This window comes from Streptomyces sp. MMG1533, assembly GCF_001279775.1.
Classification (GTDB): domain Bacteria; phylum Actinomycetota; class Actinomycetes; order Streptomycetales; family Streptomycetaceae; genus Streptomyces.
The window spans coordinates 25,348-42,754 of sequence record NZ_LGDG01000254.1 but is presented as its reverse complement, the minus strand read 5'-3'; the positions used below and the strand labels follow the sequence as shown (position 1 = coordinate 42,754).

At 70.7% G+C, this 17,407-nt stretch carries 17 protein-coding genes; 5 read left to right on the top strand and 12 right to left on the bottom strand.

Annotated features, from left to right (window positions below):
- Nucleotides 1–76 precede the first annotated feature (76 nt).
- Nucleotides 77–1,429 carry a class II 3-deoxy-7-phosphoheptulonate synthase gene (locus ADK57_RS37005; RefSeq protein WP_053754060.1) on the bottom strand — a complete coding sequence of 451 codons (1,353 nt, stop codon included), beginning with the start codon at nucleotides 1,427–1,429 and terminating at the stop codon, nucleotides 77–79.
- Nucleotides 1,430–1,525: 96 nt separating this feature from the next.
- Here ADK57_RS37005 and ADK57_RS52660 point away from each other — a divergent pair, with 96 nt between their 5' ends.
- On the top strand, nucleotides 1,526–1,582 hold the full coding sequence (locus ADK57_RS52660) for a trp operon leader peptide (protein ID WP_071528813.1): 57 nt from the start codon (nucleotides 1,526–1,528) through the stop codon (nucleotides 1,580–1,582).
- A 151-nt stretch (nucleotides 1,583–1,733) separates the two neighbouring features.
- A complete protein-coding gene (locus ADK57_RS37000; RefSeq protein WP_053754059.1) occupies nucleotides 1,734–3,614 on the top strand; it encodes an anthranilate synthase family protein in 1,881 nt (626 codons plus the stop codon).
- Here ADK57_RS37000 and ADK57_RS36995 read toward each other — a convergent pair.
- The 5 genes from ADK57_RS36995 to ADK57_RS36975 form a co-directional block, all read right to left on the bottom strand.
- On the bottom strand, nucleotides 3,566–4,561 hold the full coding sequence (locus ADK57_RS36995; RefSeq protein WP_053754058.1) for a 2-hydroxyacid dehydrogenase: 996 nt from the start codon (nucleotides 4,559–4,561) through the stop codon (nucleotides 3,566–3,568). The two genes, ADK57_RS37000 and ADK57_RS36995, sit on opposite strands and share 49 nt — an antisense overlap.
- Before the next feature lie 71 nt (nucleotides 4,562–4,632).
- Nucleotides 4,633–5,661: a 6-phosphofructokinase gene (locus ADK57_RS36990; protein ID WP_053754057.1), complete on the bottom strand. Its 1,029-nt coding sequence runs from the start codon at nucleotides 5,659–5,661 to the stop codon at nucleotides 4,633–4,635.
- 121 nt (nucleotides 5,662–5,782) lie between these two features.
- Nucleotides 5,783–6,472, bottom strand: coding sequence for a response regulator (locus tag ADK57_RS36985; RefSeq protein ID WP_053754056.1), 690 nt, complete (start codon nucleotides 6,470–6,472; stop codon nucleotides 5,783–5,785).
- A complete protein-coding gene (macS, locus tag ADK57_RS36980) occupies nucleotides 6,469–7,704 on the bottom strand; it encodes a MacS family sensor histidine kinase (protein ID WP_053754055.1) in 1,236 nt (411 codons plus the stop codon). Before macS ends, ADK57_RS36985 begins: the two co-directional genes overlap by 4 nt.
- A 35-nt stretch (nucleotides 7,705–7,739) precedes the next feature.
- Complete coding sequence (locus tag ADK57_RS36975; protein ID WP_053754078.1) at nucleotides 7,740–8,516, bottom strand: lysophospholipid acyltransferase family protein; 777 nt, start codon at nucleotides 8,514–8,516, stop codon at nucleotides 7,740–7,742.
- Nucleotides 8,517–8,676: 160 nt separating this feature from the next.
- On the opposite strand from ADK57_RS36975, the gene ADK57_RS36970 reads away from it, so the two are divergent.
- Both ADK57_RS36970 and ADK57_RS36965 read left to right on the top strand, forming a co-directional pair.
- Nucleotides 8,677–9,456, top strand: a complete 780-nt coding sequence (locus ADK57_RS36970; RefSeq protein WP_053754054.1) for an alpha/beta hydrolase — start codon at nucleotides 8,677–8,679, stop codon at nucleotides 9,454–9,456.
- Entirely contained in the window at nucleotides 9,449–10,060 is a 612-nt protein-coding gene (locus ADK57_RS36965) for a hypothetical protein (protein ID WP_053754053.1), read from the top strand. Before ADK57_RS36970 ends, ADK57_RS36965 begins: the two co-directional genes overlap by 8 nt.
- Nucleotides 10,061–10,122: 62 nt before the next feature.
- Here ADK57_RS36965 and ADK57_RS36960 read toward each other — a convergent pair whose 3' ends face one another.
- The 6 genes from ADK57_RS36960 to ADK57_RS36935 form a co-directional block, all read right to left on the bottom strand.
- Nucleotides 10,123–10,869: an endonuclease/exonuclease/phosphatase family protein gene (locus tag ADK57_RS36960; protein WP_053754052.1), complete on the bottom strand. Its 747-nt coding sequence runs from the start codon at nucleotides 10,867–10,869 to the stop codon at nucleotides 10,123–10,125.
- A 135-nt stretch (nucleotides 10,870–11,004) separates the two neighbouring features.
- Complete coding sequence (locus ADK57_RS36955) at nucleotides 11,005–11,958, bottom strand: ROK family glucokinase (protein ID WP_053754051.1); 954 nt, start codon at nucleotides 11,956–11,958, stop codon at nucleotides 11,005–11,007.
- Between the two features lie 112 nt (nucleotides 11,959–12,070).
- Nucleotides 12,071–12,559, bottom strand: coding sequence for a DUF5304 domain-containing protein (locus tag ADK57_RS36950; protein ID WP_053754050.1), 489 nt, complete (start codon nucleotides 12,557–12,559; stop codon nucleotides 12,071–12,073).
- 57 nt (nucleotides 12,560–12,616) lie between these two features.
- Entirely contained in the window at nucleotides 12,617–13,786 is a 1,170-nt protein-coding gene (locus ADK57_RS36945; protein ID WP_053754049.1) for an ArsA family ATPase, read from the bottom strand.
- 42 nt (nucleotides 13,787–13,828) lie between these two features.
- The gene (locus ADK57_RS36940; protein WP_053754048.1) at nucleotides 13,829–14,272 is read right to left on the bottom strand and encodes an SRPBCC family protein; all 444 of its coding nucleotides are present in this window, start codon (nucleotides 14,270–14,272) and stop codon (nucleotides 13,829–13,831) included.
- Between the two features lie 126 nt (nucleotides 14,273–14,398).
- On the bottom strand, nucleotides 14,399–15,154 hold the full coding sequence (locus tag ADK57_RS36935) for a metallophosphoesterase family protein (protein ID WP_053754047.1): 756 nt from the start codon (nucleotides 15,152–15,154) through the stop codon (nucleotides 14,399–14,401).
- Nucleotides 15,155–15,512: 358 nt separating this feature from the next.
- Between ADK57_RS36935 and ADK57_RS36930 the strand changes: the two genes are divergently transcribed.
- Nucleotides 15,513–17,309 (top strand): AMP-dependent synthetase/ligase, encoded by a 1,797-nt coding sequence (locus ADK57_RS36930; RefSeq protein ID WP_053754046.1) that lies wholly within the window; start codon nucleotides 15,513–15,515, stop codon nucleotides 17,307–17,309.
- Nucleotides 17,310–17,407 lie beyond the last annotated feature (98 nt).

Here is a 17,407-nt window from a genome sequence, read left to right as displayed (position 1 = left end):
TGGCGTGGGGCGCGGATCGTATGTGATCCGCGCCCCACTTCACGCTGCTGTAACAGGCGCGCCCATCAATGATCTGCTACTGGTCCCGGTACATCTCCGCGACGAGGAACGCCAGGTCCAGGGACTGGCTGCGGTTCAGGCGCGGGTCGCAGGCCGTCTCGTAGCGCTGGTGCAGGTCGTCGACGAAGATCTCGTCGCCGCCGCCCACGCACTCGGTGACGTCGTCGCCGGTCAGCTCCACGTGGATGCCGCCCGGGTGGGTGCCGAGACCCTTGTGGACCTCGAAGAAGCCCTTGACCTCGTCGAGCACGTCGTCGAAGCGGCGGGTCTTGTGGCCCGAGGCCGCCTCGTAGGTGTTGCCGTGCATCGGGTCGGTGATCCAGGCCACCGTCGCGCCGGAGGCGGTGACCTTCTCGACCAGCTCGGGGAGCTTGTCGCGGACCTTGTCGGCGCCCATCCGGACGATGAAGGTCAGCCGGCCCGGCTCGCGGTCCGGGTCCAGGCGCTCGATGTACTGCAGCGCCTCCTCGGCCGTGGTCGTCGGGCCGAGCTTGATGCCGATCGGGTTGCGGATCTGCGAGGCGAACTCGATGTGCGCGTGGTCCAGCTGCCGGGTGCGCTCACCGATCCACACCATGTGCGCCGAGACGTCGTACAGCTGCCCGGTGCGGGAGTCGACGCGGGTGAGCGCCGACTCGTAGTCGAGCAGCAGCGCCTCGTGCGAGGAGTAGAACTCGACGGTCTTGAACTCCTCCGGGTCCGCCCCGCAGGCGTGCATGAAGTTGAGCGCCTGGTCGATCTCGCGGGCAAGCTGCTCGTAGCGCTGGCCGGAGGGGGACGACTTCACGAAGTCCTGGTTCCAGGCGTGCACCTGGCGCAGGTCGGCGTAGCCGCCGGTGGTGAAGGCGCGCACCAGGTTGAGCGTCGAGGCGGAGGCGTTGTACATCCGCTTCAGGCGCTCGGGGTCCGGGATCCGGGCGGCCTCGTTGAAGTCGAAGCCGTTGACCGAGTCGCCGCGGTACGTCGGCAGGGTCACGCCGTCGCGGGTCTCGGTGCCCTTGGAGCGCGGCTTGGAGTACTGGCCGGCGATGCGGCCGACCTTCACGACCGGCACCGAGGCGGCGTACGTGAGGACGGCGCCCATCTGGAGCAGGGTCTTGAGCTTGTTGCGGATGTGGTCGGCGGACACCGCGTCGAAGGCCTCGGCACAGTCGCCGCCCTGGAGGAGGAACGCCTCTCCCTTGGCGACGGCCGCCAACCGGGCACGCAGCTGGTCGCACTCGCCCGCGAAGACGAGCGGCGGATACGACTCGAGGTCCGCGATCACTGCGCGCAGAGCCTCGGTGTCGGGGTACTCGGGCTGCTGCGCCGCGGGCAGGTCTCGCCAGGTGTTGCCAGCGCTCGCGCTGGTCTTAGCGTTCACGGTCACGCCCTCAACATTACGGGGTCGTGTCGAGTGATTTTCGTGCGGCTCGACAGGTGAGACACGCCCACGCTCAGGTGCGCGTGGGGTAGGGTGCGTCGCATGTTCGCGCACTCGACCCAGAACTGGTGGTGGACCGCTCATCCGGCGGCCCACTGACTAGCGCGTACGCAAGACTTCGCGAAGGCCGCCCGAGGGGCGGCCTTCGGCGTTTCCGGGGTCGTTCCTCACCGACATCGATACCGATACCGACATCGACATCGACATCGATCGAGACATCGACATCGATCGACTCGACGGAAGAGGAACCATGGACCTGGCACGGCTGCTGCACGACCCCCGCCCCTTCGCCCTGCTCCGCCGCCGCACCCCCGGCCACGACGAGCAAACGGTCGAGCTGCTGGTCGGCCCGGTCACCACGCACGACCGCCTCGCCGACCTCCCCGAACACGGCCTGGCGCTCGTCCCCTTCCGGCAGATCCGCGAGCGCGGCTTCGACGTCCGCGACGACGGGACGCCACTGTCGGTACTGACACCCGAGGAGACGTACGAGATCCCGCTCGCCGAAGCACTGGAACAGCTCCCCGCGCATGACGTCCGCGTCCGGGACGGCGGCTTCGACGTGGCCGACGAGGAGTACGCGGAGATCGTCGGGCGGGTACTGAGGGAGGAGATCGGTGCGGGCGAGGGCGCCAACTTCGTGATCCGCCGGACGTACGAGGGCTCGATCCCGGGCTTCGGGAGAGCGGACGCGCTGGCACTGTTCCGGCGGCTGCTCGTGGGTGAGCGGGGCGCGTACTGGACGTTCGTCGTGCACACCGGGGAGCGGACCGTGGTCGGCGCCAGTCCCGAGGTGCACGTGCGCATGTCCGGCGGGACCGTCGTCATGAACCCGATCAGCGGGACGTATCGCTATCCGGCCGAAGGACCGACCCCGGAGCACCTGCTCGACTTCCTCTCCGACGGCAAGGAGATCGAGGAGCTGTCGATGGTCGTCGACGAGGAGCTCAAGATGATGTGCACGGTCGGCGACATGGGCGGGGTCGTGGTGGGGCCCCGGCTGAAGGAGATGGCGCACCTCGCGCACACCGAGTACGAGCTGCGCGGAAAGTCCTCGCTGGACGTGCGGGAGGTGCTGAAGGAGACCATGTTCGCGGCGACCGTCACGGGCTCGCCGGTGCAGAACGCCTGCCGGGTCATCGAACGGCACGAGGTCGGCGGGCGGGGCTACTACGCGGGTGCGCTGGCGCTCCTCGGCAGGGACTCGGGCGGTGCCCAGACCCTGGACTCCCCCATCTTGATCCGTACCGCCGACATCGACGCGGCCGGGCGGCTGCGGGTACCGGTCGGCGCCACGCTGGTGCGCGGCTCGGACCCGGCGGGCGAGGTCGCGGAGACGCACGCGAAGGCGGCGGGTGTGCTGGCTGCCCTGGGCGTACGTCCGTCACGGCCTCGTGAGGAGCGGGCGCGCCCCCGGCTGGCCGACGACCCCCGTGTGCGGGCCGCGCTGGACGGGCGCCGGGCCTCGCTGGCGCCGTTCTGGCTGCGGATGCAGGAGCGGGCCGAGGACCTGAGCGGCCACGCCCTCGTCGTCGACGGGGAGGACACCTTCACGGCGATGCTCGCGCACGTGCTGCGCTCGTCGGGCCTGACCACCACCGTCCGGCGCTACGACGAGCCCGGCCTGTCGGAGGCGGTCGGCGCGCACGAGGGGCCGGTCATCCTCGGCCCCGGCCCGGGCGACCCCTCCGACACCACCGACCCCAAGATGCGGTTCCTGCGGGCGCTGACCGCCGAGGTGCTCCGGGAGAACCGGCACGGTGTGCTCGGTGTCTGCCTCGGACACGAGCTGATCGCGGCCGAGCTGGGCCTGGAGATCGTACGGAAGGAAGTGCCGTATCAGGGGGCGCAGACGGAGATCGACCTGTTCGGGCGGCGGGAGACCGTCGGCTTCTACAACAGCTTCGTGGCGCGCTGCGACGACGAGACCGCCACGGAGCTGGCCGCTCACGACGTCGAGGTGAGCCGCGGCGACACCGGCGAGGTCCACGCCCTGCGCGGGCCGGGGTTCGCCGGCGTGCAGTTCCACCCGGAGTCGGTGCTCACGCTGAACGGAGCGGCGGTCGTACGGGAGCTGGTGGGTCAGCTGCGCGGCACCAGCACGTTCTCGGAGCGGCGGCCGGCTGTGTAGTCCAGGACGTTCTGCACCGTGGCGTCGATGATCTGGCCGACGGCGTCCTCGGTGTAGTACGCCTGGTGGGAGGTGACCAGGACGTTCGGGAAGGTGACGAGGCGGGCCAGGGTGTCGTCCTCGACGGCCTGAAGTGACTTGTCGAGGAAGAACAGGCCCGCCTCGGCCTCGTAGACGTCGAGGCCGACGCCCGCGAAACGGCCCGCGCGCAGCTCCATGACGAGGGCCACGGTGTCGATCAGGCCGCCGCGGCTGGAGTTCACCAGGATCGCGTCGTCCTTCATCGTCTTCAGGGCGGCCTCGTCGATGAGGTGGCGGGTCTCGGGCATCAGCGGGACGTGCAGGGTGACCAGGTCGGACTCGGCGAGGAGCTGCTCCTTGGGGACGTACTTCATGCCGAGTTCGACGCAGGCCGGGTTCTCGGCGACGTCCCAGCCGAGCAGCCGCATGCCGAAGCCGTGGGCGATCCGGGCGAACGCCTCGCCGATCTTGCCGGTGCCGAGGACACCCACGGTGCGGCCGTGCATGTCGCGGCCCATCAGGCCGTCGAGGCGGAAGTCGAAGTCGCGGGTGCGGGTGGAGGCGCGGACGATACGGCGGTTGACGGCCATGGCGAGGGTCCAGGCGAACTCGGCGACCGAGTACGGCGAGTAGTACGACACCCGGGCGACCGTCATGCCGAGCCGTTCGGCGACCTCCAGGTCGATGTTGTTGAAGCCGGTGGAGCGCTGGGCGATCATACGTGTGCCGCCGGCCGCGAGGATCTCCAGGACGCGGGGGCCGAGATCGGCGTTGACGCTGGTGGAGATCACCTCCTGGCCGGCCGCGATGGGGGCGGTGTCCTCGTTGACGAAGACGTCCACGCAGCGGACGTCGTGGTGGCCCGCGAAGGCCTTCTCGATCAGGGGCTTTTCGTCTGCTTGCACGCCGAAGGCGAGAATCTCCACGACCGGCTTCTCCCGTCCAGAAGGCTTATGGGCCGAATATACGACCCATGAGCCGACGGTGCCGGACCGGTTCAGCCGAAGAACACCCCGGCCTCCTCGTACAGCTTCGGATCCACCGTCTTCAGCCGGGCCGTCGCCTCCGCGATCGGGACGCGCACGATGTCCGTGCCGCGCAGGGCGACCATCGTGCCGAAGTCGCCGTCGCGGACGGCCTCGATGGCGTGCAGGCCGAAGCGGGTGGCGAGCCAGCGGTCGAAGGCGCTGGGCGTGCCGCCGCGCTGGATGTGCCCGAGGACCGTGGTGCGGGCTTCCTTGCCGGTGCGCCGCTCGATCTCCTTGGCCAGCCACTCGCCGACGCCGGACAGCCGCACATGCCCGAAGGAGTCCAGCGACCCGTCCTTGAGGACCATGTCGCCGTCCTTGGGCATCGCGCCCTCGGCGACGACCACGATGGGGGCGTACGACGCCCTGAAGCGGGAGGTCACCCAGGCGCACACCTGCTCGACGTCGAAGCGCTGCTCGGGGATGAGGATGACGTTGGCGCCGCCGGCCAGGCCCGAGTGCAGGGCGATCCAGCCCGCGTGCCGGCCCATCACCTCGCAGACCAGGACGCGCATGTGGGACTCGGCGGTGGTGTGCAGCCGGTCGATGGCCTCCGTGGCGATGCCGACGGCCGTGTCGAAGCCGAAGGTGTAGTCGGTGCCGGAGAGGTCGTTGTCGATCGTCTTGGGCACGCCGACGCAGGGCACGCCGTACTCGTCGGACAGCCGGGCGGCGACGCCGAGGGTGTCCTCGCCGCCGATCGCGATGAGCGCCCCGACCCGCTGTCGGGCGAGGTTCTCCTTGATACGGCGGATGCCGTTCTCCTGCTTCAGCGGATTGGTGCGCGAGGAGCCGAGGATGGTGCCGCCGCGGGGCAGGATGCCGCGCACCGCGGGGATGTCCAGACGCACGGTGTGGTTCTCGAGGGGTCCTCGCCAGCCGTCCCGGAAGCCGACGAAGTCGTAGCCGTACTCCTGCACGCCCTTGCGGACGATGCCCCGGATGACGGCGTTGAGCCCGGGGCAGTCGCCGCCTCCGGTCAGTACTCCGACGCGCATGGAATGTCCCTTCGCCACGGTTGTCCGACGGAATCACGCTAGTAGTGATCCAGGTCACACAGGGATGGGCGGGAACGACAATTCCGTTGAAACGTCGGGAGGTTGATCAAGTCAGGCCGGTCTACTCGTCGTCGAGTCCGCGCTCTATCGCGTACCTCACCAGCTCGACCCTGTTGTGCAGTTGGAGCTTGCCGAGGGTGTTCTGGACGTGGTTCTGGACCGTGCGGTGCGAGATGACCAGGCGTTCGGCGATCTGCTTGTAGCTCAACCCCTTGGCGACCAGGCGCAGCACCTCGGTCTCGCGGTCGGTGAGCTGCGGGGCCCCCGGCTGGTCGGTGTCCGGGGCGGGCGCGGGCTCGGCGGCCAGGCGCCGGTACTCGCCGAGGACCAGCCCCGCAAGGCCGGGGGTGAACACCGGGTCGCCGACGGCCGTACGGCGGACGGCGTCCAGCAGTTCCTCCGTCGAGGCCGACTTCAGCAGATAGCCGGTCGCGCCGGACTTCACCGCCTCCAGGACGTCGGCGTGCTCACCGCTCGCCGACAGCACGAGCACGCGCAACGCCGGGTTGGCGCCGACGAGTTCCTTGCAGACCTGGACGCCGGGTTTGGCGGGCAGGTTCAGGTCCAGCACCAGTACGTCGGGAGCGGCCGCCTTGGCGCGGCGCACGGCCTGCTCGCCGTCGCCCGCTGTGGCGACCACCTCGAAGCCCGACTCGCCCAGGTCGCGGGCGACCGCGTCGCGCCACATGGGGTGGTCGTCGACCACCATGACTCTGATCGGGCCCCGCTGGACCTCGCTGCCGTCCGTCATCGCTTCTGCGCCTTCCCCCGTGAAGGCTTCGCCTTCTTCGGCTCTTTCGGCATTTTCAGTTCTACTTCCGTGCCCTGGCCCGGCACCGAGATCAGGTCGGCGCTGCCGCCGAGGTCGCGCAGCCGGCCCCGGATCGACAGGGCCACGCCGAGCCTCCCCTCCCCCTCGGCCTGGGTGAGCCGGCCCTCGGGGATGCCGGGGCCGTCGTCCCGTACGGTCACGATCACCTCGTCGGGCTCGTCCTCGACGAGGATCCACGCGCGCGCGTGCTCGCCCGCGTGCTCGCGGACATTGTCCAGGGCGGCACCGACGGCCGCGGCGAGCTCCCGCGCCGCCGCCGGAGGCAGGATGACGGGAGCGCCCGGCTCGGCGAGGTTGACCTTCGCTGAGGCGTACGGGGCGAGCAGTGCGCGCAGGTCGACCGGGCCGGTGGAGTCGTCCGGCTCTTCGACGGCCCGTACGACCGCCCCCTCGGCCGCGTCCTCCGACGCGCGGGAGACGGGCACCAGTCCGCCGGAGACCAGCGTGCGCAGCGCGACCTCCTGCTCGCCCGCCATCCGGCCCAGCTCGGCCGCCTCGCCGCCGATGACCGCGCCGCGCCGCTGCACCATCGCCAGCACCTGGAGCACGCCGTCGTGGATGTCCCGGGCGAGCCGCTCCCGCTCCCTGGTCGCGGCCTCGATCTCCAGGGCCCTGGCGAGGGTGCGCTCGGAGGCGCGGGCGACCTCGACGACGTAGCCGATGGCGATGGAGGCGACCCAGACGAGGATCACGTTGTGGACGGTGTCCCGGGCCGGGGTTCCGCGCTCGACGAGGTTGGCGACCGCGACCGCGGTGGAGGCGCCGGCCGCCCAGCGCCAGCCGCCCTTGATGGCGAAGGCCAGGACGGAACCCGCGGTCCAGATCGACGGCAGCGTCGGACCGCCCGACTGGATGTGTTCGTGGGCGTCGGCGACGGGCGTCAGCATGATGCCGGTCAGTGCGACGGTGAGGTCGGCGGCGAGGAAGCGCTTGGTGCAGCTGGCCGCGTTCGCGATCCTGGGCAGGGTGGCCAGGGTCCAGACGAACAGGACGCAGTAGTAGGCGACGGCGACCCAGGGGCGGTCGAACCCGTCGTAGGCGGTGGCGAAGAACCCGACCGCGTACAGCATGGTGAGCACCCGATAGCCGGCGAGCGCACGCCACAGCGGCTGCTCGACCGACATCCGCATGACTCTCTCGCGCCTGGCCATGTCCCCCACCCCCCGGCCGACTCCCAGACTGTCGTCTAGGACTCGGTCTTCTCCTTCTCGGCCTGTTCCTTCGCCGCCTGCTCCTTGGCCGCCTGCGCGAGCGCGGCCTTGGCCGCCTTCTCGGCTTCCTTCTCGGCCTTCGCCGCGTCCGCCATCTGCCGCTTGGCGGCGGTCGCGTACATGTCGACGTACTCCTGACCGGAGAGCTTCATGATCTCGTACATGACCTCGTCGGTCAGCGCGCGGAGTACGAAACGGTCGTGCTCCATGCCCTGGTAGCGGCTGAAGTCCAGCGGCTCGCCGATGCGGATGCCCGGGCGCATCAGCTTGGGCATCACCTTCCCGGGCGGCTGGATCTTCTCCGTGTCGATCATGGCGACCGGGATCACCGGCGCGCCGGTGGCGAGCGCCACGCGCGCGAGGCCGCCGGGCTTGCCCCGGTAGAGGCGCCCGTCGGGCGAGCGGGTGCCCTCCGGGTAGATCCCGAACAGCTCACCGCGCTCCAGCACCTCCATGCCGCTCTTGATGGCCGCCTCGCCCGCGCCGCGCGCGCCGGAGCGGTCCACCGGGAGCTGACCGACGCCCTTGAAGAAGGCGGCCGTCAGACGGCCCTTCACACCGGGCGTGGTGAAGTACTCGGCCTTCGCGATGAAGGTGACCTTGCGGTCGAGGACCGCCGGCAGGAAGAACGAGTCGGAGAACGACAGGTGATTGCTGGCCAGGATGGCGGCGCCCTCGGCCGGAATGTTCTCCATGCCTTCCACCCAGGGCCTGAAGGCGACCTTCAGTGGCCCTCCGATGGCGACCTTCATCGTGCCGTACAACAACCGAGTGCCTCCTGTGTCTGTCGGTCAGACCTTAACCCGGAGCACTGTCAAAGGGCCCGACGGCCCTGGTCGGTGTCAGTGCGGTCGCGTACGGTGAACTCCACCTGGACTCGTTCACGCCCTTCTCATGAACAGGAGACCGAAGGTGCCGGTCCTCCCTGGAGCCGAGCCGTTCCGCCACGAGGGCGGGGACACGGGGGTCCTCCTCTGTCACGGCTTCACCGGTTCCCCCCAGTCGCTGCGCCCCTGGGCGCAGTATCTGGCCGCGCGCGGTCTGACCGTCTCCCTGCCGCTGCTGCCCGGCCACGGCACACGCTGGGAGGACATGCAGCTCACCGGCTGGCAGGACTGGTACGCCGAGGTGGACCGCGAGCTGCGTGCCCTGCGCCGGCGCTGCACGCGGGTGTTCGTGGCGGGCCTGTCGATGGGTGCCACGCTGGCTCTCAGGCTCGCGGCCAAGCACGGGGACGAGGTCAGCGGCCTCGTGGTCGTGAACCCGGCGAACCGGATGCACGGACTGGGCGCCTACGCCCTCCCGGTGGTCCGTCACCTCGTCCGCACGACGAAGGGCATCGCCGACGACATCGCCAAGGAGGGCAGCGCCGAGCTGGGGTACGACCGGGTGCCGCTGCACTGCGCGCACTCCCTGCGGACCTTCTTCCGGCTGGTCGACGGCGAGCTGCCGCAGGTCACCCAGCCGCTGCTGGTCCTGCGCAGCGCCCAGGACCATGTGGTGCCCGCCGCCGACTCCGCGCGCGTGCTGAGCCGGGTCTCGTCCACGGACGTACAGGAGATCGTGCTGGAACAGAGCTACCACGTCGCGACGTTGGACCACGAAGCGGACCGGATCTTCGAGGAGAGCTACGCGTTCATCGGCCGCTTCGCACCCAACATCGGCAAGGAAGGGACGGCCGCACGTGGCTGAGCACGACTCCGATCGCGAGGACCGTGAGGAGCGCGAGGACCGCGAGCCGGACGAGCAGCACGTCCCGTTCGACGAGGAGGCCGCCTGGGCGGCCATCGTCGAAGGGTACGGCGAGGAGCCGCCGGACCCGCCGGGCTCCAAGCCCTTCAAGTCGGTCGAGGACCTGGCGCTGCTGGAGCCCGAGACCCACGAGACCGGCGACGGGGGCCCCGAAGACGCCAAGGGGACCACGGAGGCCAAGGAGGAGAAGCCCGCGAAGCCGCTGGGCGGCTCCGTCGCCTTCGCCCCCGGTGTCGGCCCCCGGGACTACAGCACGCCCGAGCCGGCCGAAGAGGACTTGGCGGAGGACGACGACGAGGGCGGCTTCGTCCCGCCGGAGCCGCCGCCGCTGCCCGCCGCCGACGCCACCGCGAAGTTCGCCTGGCTGGGGCTCCTCGGCGGCCCGGTCCTGCTCCTGCTCGCCGTGCTGCTCGGCTGGGACATGACCTGGTGGCTCAGCACGCTCGGGATCGGCGGCTTCCTGGGCGGCTGCGCCACGCTCGTGATGCGGATGCGGCCGGACGACGAGGACGACGACGATCCCGGACGGGGAGCGGTCGTCTAGCGCGCGTCCGGCCCGGGTTCGGCACGGGTCCTGCCCGGGTCCGGCACGGGTCCGGCACGTCTTCAGCGTGCGGGAATTCTGAGGGCGGCCAGCACCGGAAGGTGGTCCGTGGCCGCCCTCAGGTCTGTCTCGGTCACACCGGGATGACCCCGTGGCACTCCGCAGCCGAGGACCTCGATGCCCTTCGTCGCGAAGATCGCGTCGATGCGCCGGTGGGGGTCGGTACGCGTCCAGGTGTGTTCGCCGCCCCGGGGGGCGGTGGCCCGGCAGTCCTGGAGGCCCTCGGCGAGCCGGGCGAAGGCGCGGCCTCCGGGCCGCTCGTTCAGGTCGCCGCCCGCGACCGCGTGCTCCACGCCCATCCCGGCGAGCCGGTCGAGGAGCAGGCCGGCCTGCTCGTACCGCTCGTCCTTCTGGAGCGAGAGGTGGCAGCTCAGTACGCCGAGCCGGGCGGCCCCGATCCGTACGACCGCGGTGGCGAAGCCCCGCCGGTGCTGACCCGGGGTGAGCGGGAGCAGGACGTCCTCGGTGCGCTCGACGGTGACCCGGAGCGAACAGAGGATCGCCGGGCCCGCGGCCGTGCCGCCTCCGGAGAGGATGACCTGCCCGGACGCCGCGGCGAGCCGGGCGAGTTTCTTGCGCCAGCGGAAGAAACGGGGGGCTTCCTGGACGAGGACCAGGTCGGGCGCGCATGCGCCGATCACCCTTGCCAGGGCGTCGGTGTCGTCGCGCATGGAGCGGATGTTGTAGCTCAGGACCCTGATGACCGCGGAACCGTCGGAATCCGTGCGGGAATTGGGGAGCAGCACCATGTCGATCAATCTACGCCCAAAGGCTCGGGGCGCGAGGTGCATGGGCGACCAGCAGCTCGTCGCGGCTTGTCGCGCCCACGCGGCGGAGCCGCGTGTTCATACAGCCCCGCGCCCCTTGGCTCGGAACAGTGAGCGTTACATGATCGGGTCGGGCTCTCTCGCCAGGTCCGCCGCACCCACCAGGCCGGCCTTGTTGCCCAGCTGGGCGGCGATGACATCGGCCACCGGGCGCCAGTTGCCGCCGACCAGCCAGCGCTTGTACGACTTGCGGATCGGGTCGAGGACCAGCTCGCCCTCGTCCGAGAGGCCGCCGCCGACGATGAAGGCGGAGGGGTCGAAGAGGGAGGCCAGGTCGGCGAGGCCGGCGCCGGCCCAGCGGGCGAGCTCGCGGTAGGAGTCGACGGCGACGGGGTCGCCCTGGCGGGCGGCCATCGAGATGTGCTTGCCCTCGATGCCGTCAGGGGTGCCGTCGCCGAGGCCGAGCAGGATGTCCGCGTTCTCGGGGGTCGCGTTGGCGCGCTGCTTGGCGTACCTCACAAGGGCTCGCCCGGAGGCGTACTGCTCCCAGCAGCCCTGGCTGCCGCAGCCGCACAGCAGCCCGTCCGGGACCATGCGGATGTGGCCGAACTCGGCGGCCACGCCGAAGTGGCCGCGGCGCAGCTTGTTGCCGATGATGATGCCGCCGCCGAGGCCGGTGCCGAGGGTGATGCAGATGACGTTGCGGTGGCCCTTGCCGCCGCCGAACTTGTACTCGCCCCACGCGGCCGCGTTGGCGTCGTTCTCCACGACGACCGGCAGGTCGACGCGCGCCTCGACCTTCTCCTTCAGCGGCTCCTGACGCCAGTCGATGTTCGGCGCGAAGTAGACCGTGGAGCGCTGACGGTTGACGTATCCGGCGGCACCGATGCCCACGCCGACGATCTCGTGGCCGGCGCGTGCTCCCTCCACCGCGGAGGCGATGGCGTCCACGATGCCCTCGGACGTACCCGGGGTCGGCACCTTGAAGGTCGAGAGGATGTTGCCTTCCTCATCGACCACGCCGGCCGCGATCTTCGTGCCGCCGATATCGACGCCGATGGTGAGTCCCATGAATCCCTCAGTTTCGGTCGAGCCCCGCTACGGCCAACCGTACCCGAGGCCCTGCCGTCGGATTCCCGTCGCCGGGCAGGCGGGAAGGCGGCGGCAGGGCTCCAGGAGGCACTCAGTCCAGGTCGATGCGTTCCCCGGGGCCGGGCTCGTCGCCCTTGTCGCGGCGGCCCTCGTCCGGGTCGGTGTTCCGGGCCGTCCAGCGCTGTTCCTGGGCCTCGACCGCCGAGCGGTAGGCGGCGAGCAGTTCGTTGCCCGCGGCCGCCAGATGGTCGAAGACGTCCGGGTTGCGTTCGATGACGGGCTCGACGGCCGCCTTGGCCTGCTGCACGACCTGCTTGACCACCTGCTGGGCGGCGGGCCCCGCGACGGCGCCGAGCAGCGGGGACTGGAGGCCGGACAGCTTGTCCGCGACGGTGTCGACGAGCTTGCGCAGTTCCTCGGCGGCCGAGCCCGGGGGCGGGCCGTAATCGGCGCGGCGGCGGACCTTCTCCGCCGCGAGATCCTCGGCACACGCCGTCGCCCACGCGTCGGCGTCGGTCGCCCGCACCTCGTCGACAGCCTCGCGCTCGGCGGAGTCGGACGGGGGGAGCTCTTCGCTCATGACGGACTCCTGACTACGGTTCGTCTCTCCGACGTTACCCGAACGGGCGTATGCGGTTCACCGTGTCCCGGGCCATAGATCCGGGTCGGGCGCGAACCGGATCCGCAGCTCGCCCTCCCGCAGCGCTGCACCGTCGACGGTGCAGCGGCGCAGGGCCGACGGCAGCGGGACGATCCGGCGGAACCGGCCCGCGTTGACGACGAGTTCGTCGCCGCGCCGGATGAGGTCCAGCTCGTCGCGTATCGCGCCGGGCAACGGAATGTGCCAGATGAGGACGCCGTCCTCGGCGAGGTGGTCGGTGACGGGCCACTCTACGGTGGGAGGCTCGACGTTGACGCCGGGGGCGACGAGCCCGGCCAGGTCGTCGGCGCCGCGCGGGTCGCGGCCGAGATGGGCCACCTCCCGGACGTCGTACGACTCCTGCCACTCCGCCAGGACCTTGCGCTGCTGGGCGACGGGCCCGGCGAGCCAGCTGTCCCCCGCCGCCTCCGGCAGCACCCGGTTCGCCACCAGCACGTCGGGCCGAAGTCCGCGCAGGGCGAGGCCCAGACCGGCGGTGGCGACGGCGTCGGCACCGGCCGGGGAGGGCTCGGCGACCAGCCGTACGACGGTGTTCCGGTCGGCGACGACCGCCTCGACGGCGGCCAGTTCGACGTCCCAGCGGGCCGCGGTCTCGTACAGCCACTCCGCGGGCATGGGCACGCCGGCCAAACGGCCGAGGACGGGACGCAGGGCGCGGGCCGCCTGCCGCTCGGGCGGGAGCAGGCGGCGCAGATAGCGGCGCAGCTCCTCGGGGAGGGCGAGCAGGGCGAGGGCCTGCGGGGTGGGCGGCAGGTCGACCACGAGCAGGTCGTGGACCTCGGCGAGGGCCGCGTCCCGCAGGGCGCGGAGCAGGGTGAGTTCCTCGGCTCCCGGGAGGGGAGTGACCTCCTCGGGGTCCAGGCGGGAGGCGCCCAGGAGGTCGAGGACGGAGGACGCGCGGTCCTGGAAGGCGGCCAGGTCGTCACGGAAACCCGCGGTCGCGTCGGGGCGCCACGCGGTGAGGTTCGCGGCGGCCTGCACCGGCGCGGGGCCCGTCGGCGTGCCGAGCACCGCTCCGAGGGTGTCGGTGCGGTCGGCGCTGAGGACGAGGGTGCGGGTGCCCTCACCGGCGGCGGCGAGTGCGGTGGCGGCGGCGACCGTCGTACGACCGCTGCCGCCGGGGCCCGTGATCAGGATGGTGCGCATGGGGGTGAACGGTACCTCCGTGTACCGCCCTGGCGGGGACGGCTACTTCGCCCCCGACTCCACCCGCTTCTTCAATCCGGCCAGCGCCCGGTCGATGATGACCTTCTCCGCCTTGCGCTTGATCATGCCGAGCATCGGGATCTTGACGTCGACGGTGAGCCGGTACGTCACCTCGGTGGCCCCGGCGCCGGCCGGCTTCAGGATGTAGGAGCCGTCGAGCGAGCGCAGCATCTGGGACTTCACCAGGGTCCAGGAGACCTCGTGGTCGCCGGTCCAGGTGTAGCCCAGGACCTGGTCGTCCTTGATGGCTCCGGCGTCCATGACCAGGCGGACCTGTTCGGCGCGCCCCTGACCGTCCGTCGCCAGGACCTCCGCCTCCTTCACCTCTCCGGTCCAGTCCGGGTAGCGGGCGAAGTCGGCGATCACCCCCATGACATCGGCCGGTGCCGCCTCGATCGTGATGCTCGAGCTGGTGTGTTCCGCCATCGCTGTGGCTCCTCCAGATGCGGGCCGGTAGGCAAGTCCACCGTGCGCAAGCCTGCGCACGTGTGTGCAGCGTGAAGGCTACCGCGCGGTCGACCGGCCGACTTCACCCCCATCAGCTGCGGTCTCTCACCATTCGAGCGCCCAGGGCTTCCCGGATCCCGCGAAGTGCCCCACGTTCACGCACTCGGTCGCCCCGATCCGCATCCGCCGCGCCAACGGCTGGTGGACGTGACCGAACAGCGCGTACCGGGGCCGGGTGCGGCGGATCGCGTCCAGCAGCGCCCGGCTGCCCCGCTCGAAGCGGCGCGCGACCGTGTCGTAGACCAGCTCGGGCACCTCCGGCGGGATGTGCGTGCACAGCACGTCCACCTCGCCCACCGCCTCGATCTTCGCCGCGTACTCCTCGTCGCTGATCTCGTACGGCGTCCGCATCGGCGTCCGCAGTCCCCCGCCCACGAAGCCGAAGACCCACCCGCCGATCTCGATCCGTTCCCCGTCGAGCACGGTGGTGCCGGGTCCGGCGTACTCCGGCCACAGGGGCGGCATGTCGACATTGCCGTATGTCGCGTACGTCGGTGTCGGGAACGCCGCGAACATCTCGGCGTACTGCTTGCGTACCGCCTGCTCGATCACCTCGGCGCGGTTCTCGCCGACCCCGGCCCACAGGCGGGCCCCGAGCTCGCGCGCCTCTTCGAAGCGACGGGCGGTGCGCAGCTCGACGATGCGGTCGGCGTTCTCCACGCCGAAGAGGTCGGGGAAGATCCCGCGCGAGTGGTCGGCGTAGTCGAGGAAGAGGACGAGGTCACCCAGGCAGATCAGGGCGTCCGCGCCCTCGCCGGATCTGGCCAGGTCACGGGCGTTGCCGTGCACGTCACTGACCACATGGACACGTGTCCTCCGGTTACCGGTTGGTGTGGGTGCCATGACGATCAAGAGTAAGCGTGTGCGGCATACGTGAACAGTGGCGGCAGGACCTGCGGTTACTGGCCAGTCAGTTAGTGGGTGGACTACTGTGCGCGAAGGAAAACCAATCTGTGTGACGCAGCGAACATCTCGCCGGGACCCCCTGTCGAAGAAGCCATACCGGCGGGTAACGTCCGGTCGGTCCAGTCGTGCTCAGGATTTCAACCACCGGTTCCCAAGGCCCCGGGGTGAGCCTCTGAGTACCCGCCCGAGCCTTGGACCGCACCGTCGCATCACACAACGTCGTGGCGCCGGCGCCCTATGAGGAGCAGCAGTCTTGCGCGAGTTCAGCCTTCCGGCTTTGTACGAGGTCCCTGCGGACGGCAATCTCACCGACATCGTCCGGAGAAACGCCGCGCAGCATCCGGACGTCGCCGTGATCGCCCGCAAGGTCGACGGTGCCTGGCAGGACGTGACGGCCACCGCCTTCCTCGCCGAGGTGCACACGGCCGCCAAGGGGCTCATCGCCTCCGGCGTCCAGCCCGGCGACCGGGTCGGCCTGATGTCCCGCACGCGGTACGAGTGGACCCTGCTCGACTTCGCGATCTGGTGCGCGGGCGCGGTCACCGTGCCGGTGTACGAGACCAGCTCGGCGGAGCAGGTCCAGTGGATCCTGAGCGACTCGGGCGCCACCGCCTGCATCGTCGAGCTCGACAACCACACGGCCGCCGTCGAGTCGGTGCGCGACAGCCTGCCCGCCCTCAAGCACGTCTGGCAGATCGAGGCCGGCGGCCTGGAGGAGCTGGGGCGCCTGGGCCAGGACGTCGCCGACGAGACCGTCGAGGAGCGCAGCTCGCTCGCCAAGGCCGACGACCCGGCGACCATCGTCTACACCTCCGGCACGACCGGCCGGCCCAAGGGCTGTGTGCTCACCCACCGCAGCTTCTTCGCCGAGTGCGGGAACATCGTGGAGCGACTGCGGCCGCTGTTCCGCACCGGCGAGTGCTCCGTCCTGCTCTTCCTGCCGCTCGCGCACGTCTTCGGCCGGCTCGTGCAGATCGCTCCGATGATGGCGCCGATCAAGCTGGGCACCGTCCCGGACATCAAGGACCTCACCAACGAGCTGGCCGCGTTCCGGCCGACGCTGATCCTGGGCGTGCCGCGGGTCTTCGAGAAGGTCTACAACTCGGCGCGCGCCAAGGCGCAGGCGGACGGCAAGGGCAAGATCTTCGACAAGGCCGCGGACACCGCGATCGCGTACAGCAAGGCGCTGGACACGCCGTCGGGCCCGTCCCTCGGCCTGAAGATCAAACACAAGACCTTCGACAAACTCGTCTACAGCAAGCTGCGCGCGGTCCTCGGCGGCAAGGGCGAGTACGCCATCTCCGGCGGCGCCCCGCTCGGCGAGCGCCTGGGTCACTTCTTCCGCGGCATCGGCTTCACGGTCCTGGAGGGCTACGGCCTGACCGAGTCCTGTGCCGCCACCGCCTTCAACCCGTGGGACCGCCAGAAGATCGGCACGGTCGGCCAGCCGCTGCCCGGCTCGGTCGTCAGGATCGCGGACGACGGCGAGGTGCTGCTGCACGGCGAGCACCTGTTCAAGGGCTACTGGAACAACGAGGCGGCGACCGCCGAGGCGCTGGCCGACGGCTGGTTCCACACCGGCGACATCGGCACCCTCGACGAGGACGGCTATCTCAGGATCACCGGCCGCAAGAAGGAGATCATCGTCACCGCGGGCGGCAAGAACGTCGCCCCGGCCGTGATCGAGGACCGGATCCGCGCGCACGCGCTGGTCGCGGAGTGCATGGTGGTCGGCGACGGACGGCCGTTCGTGGGCGCGCTGGTCACCGTCGACGAGGAGTTCCTGGGCCGCTGGGCGGCCGAGCACGGCAAGCCGGAGGGTTCCACCGCGGCGTCGCTGCACGAGGACGCGGACCTGCTGGCCGCCATCCAGTCGGCGATCGACGACGGCAACGCCGCGGTGTCGAAGGCGGAATCGGTGCGGAAGTTCCGCATTCTGTCCTCCCAGTTCACGGAGGATTCGGGCCACCTCACGCCGTCCCTGAAGCTCAAGCGCAACGTGGTGGCGAAGGACTACGCGTCCGAGATCGAGGCCATCTACCAGAAGTAGCAAGGCCCCTGACGGGCCGCGAGGGAGCCGTAGGGGCGCGCCGGTGTCGAGACGGCGAACGCGCGGAGGCCCGAAGGGCTGAGCACGATCGCCGTCTC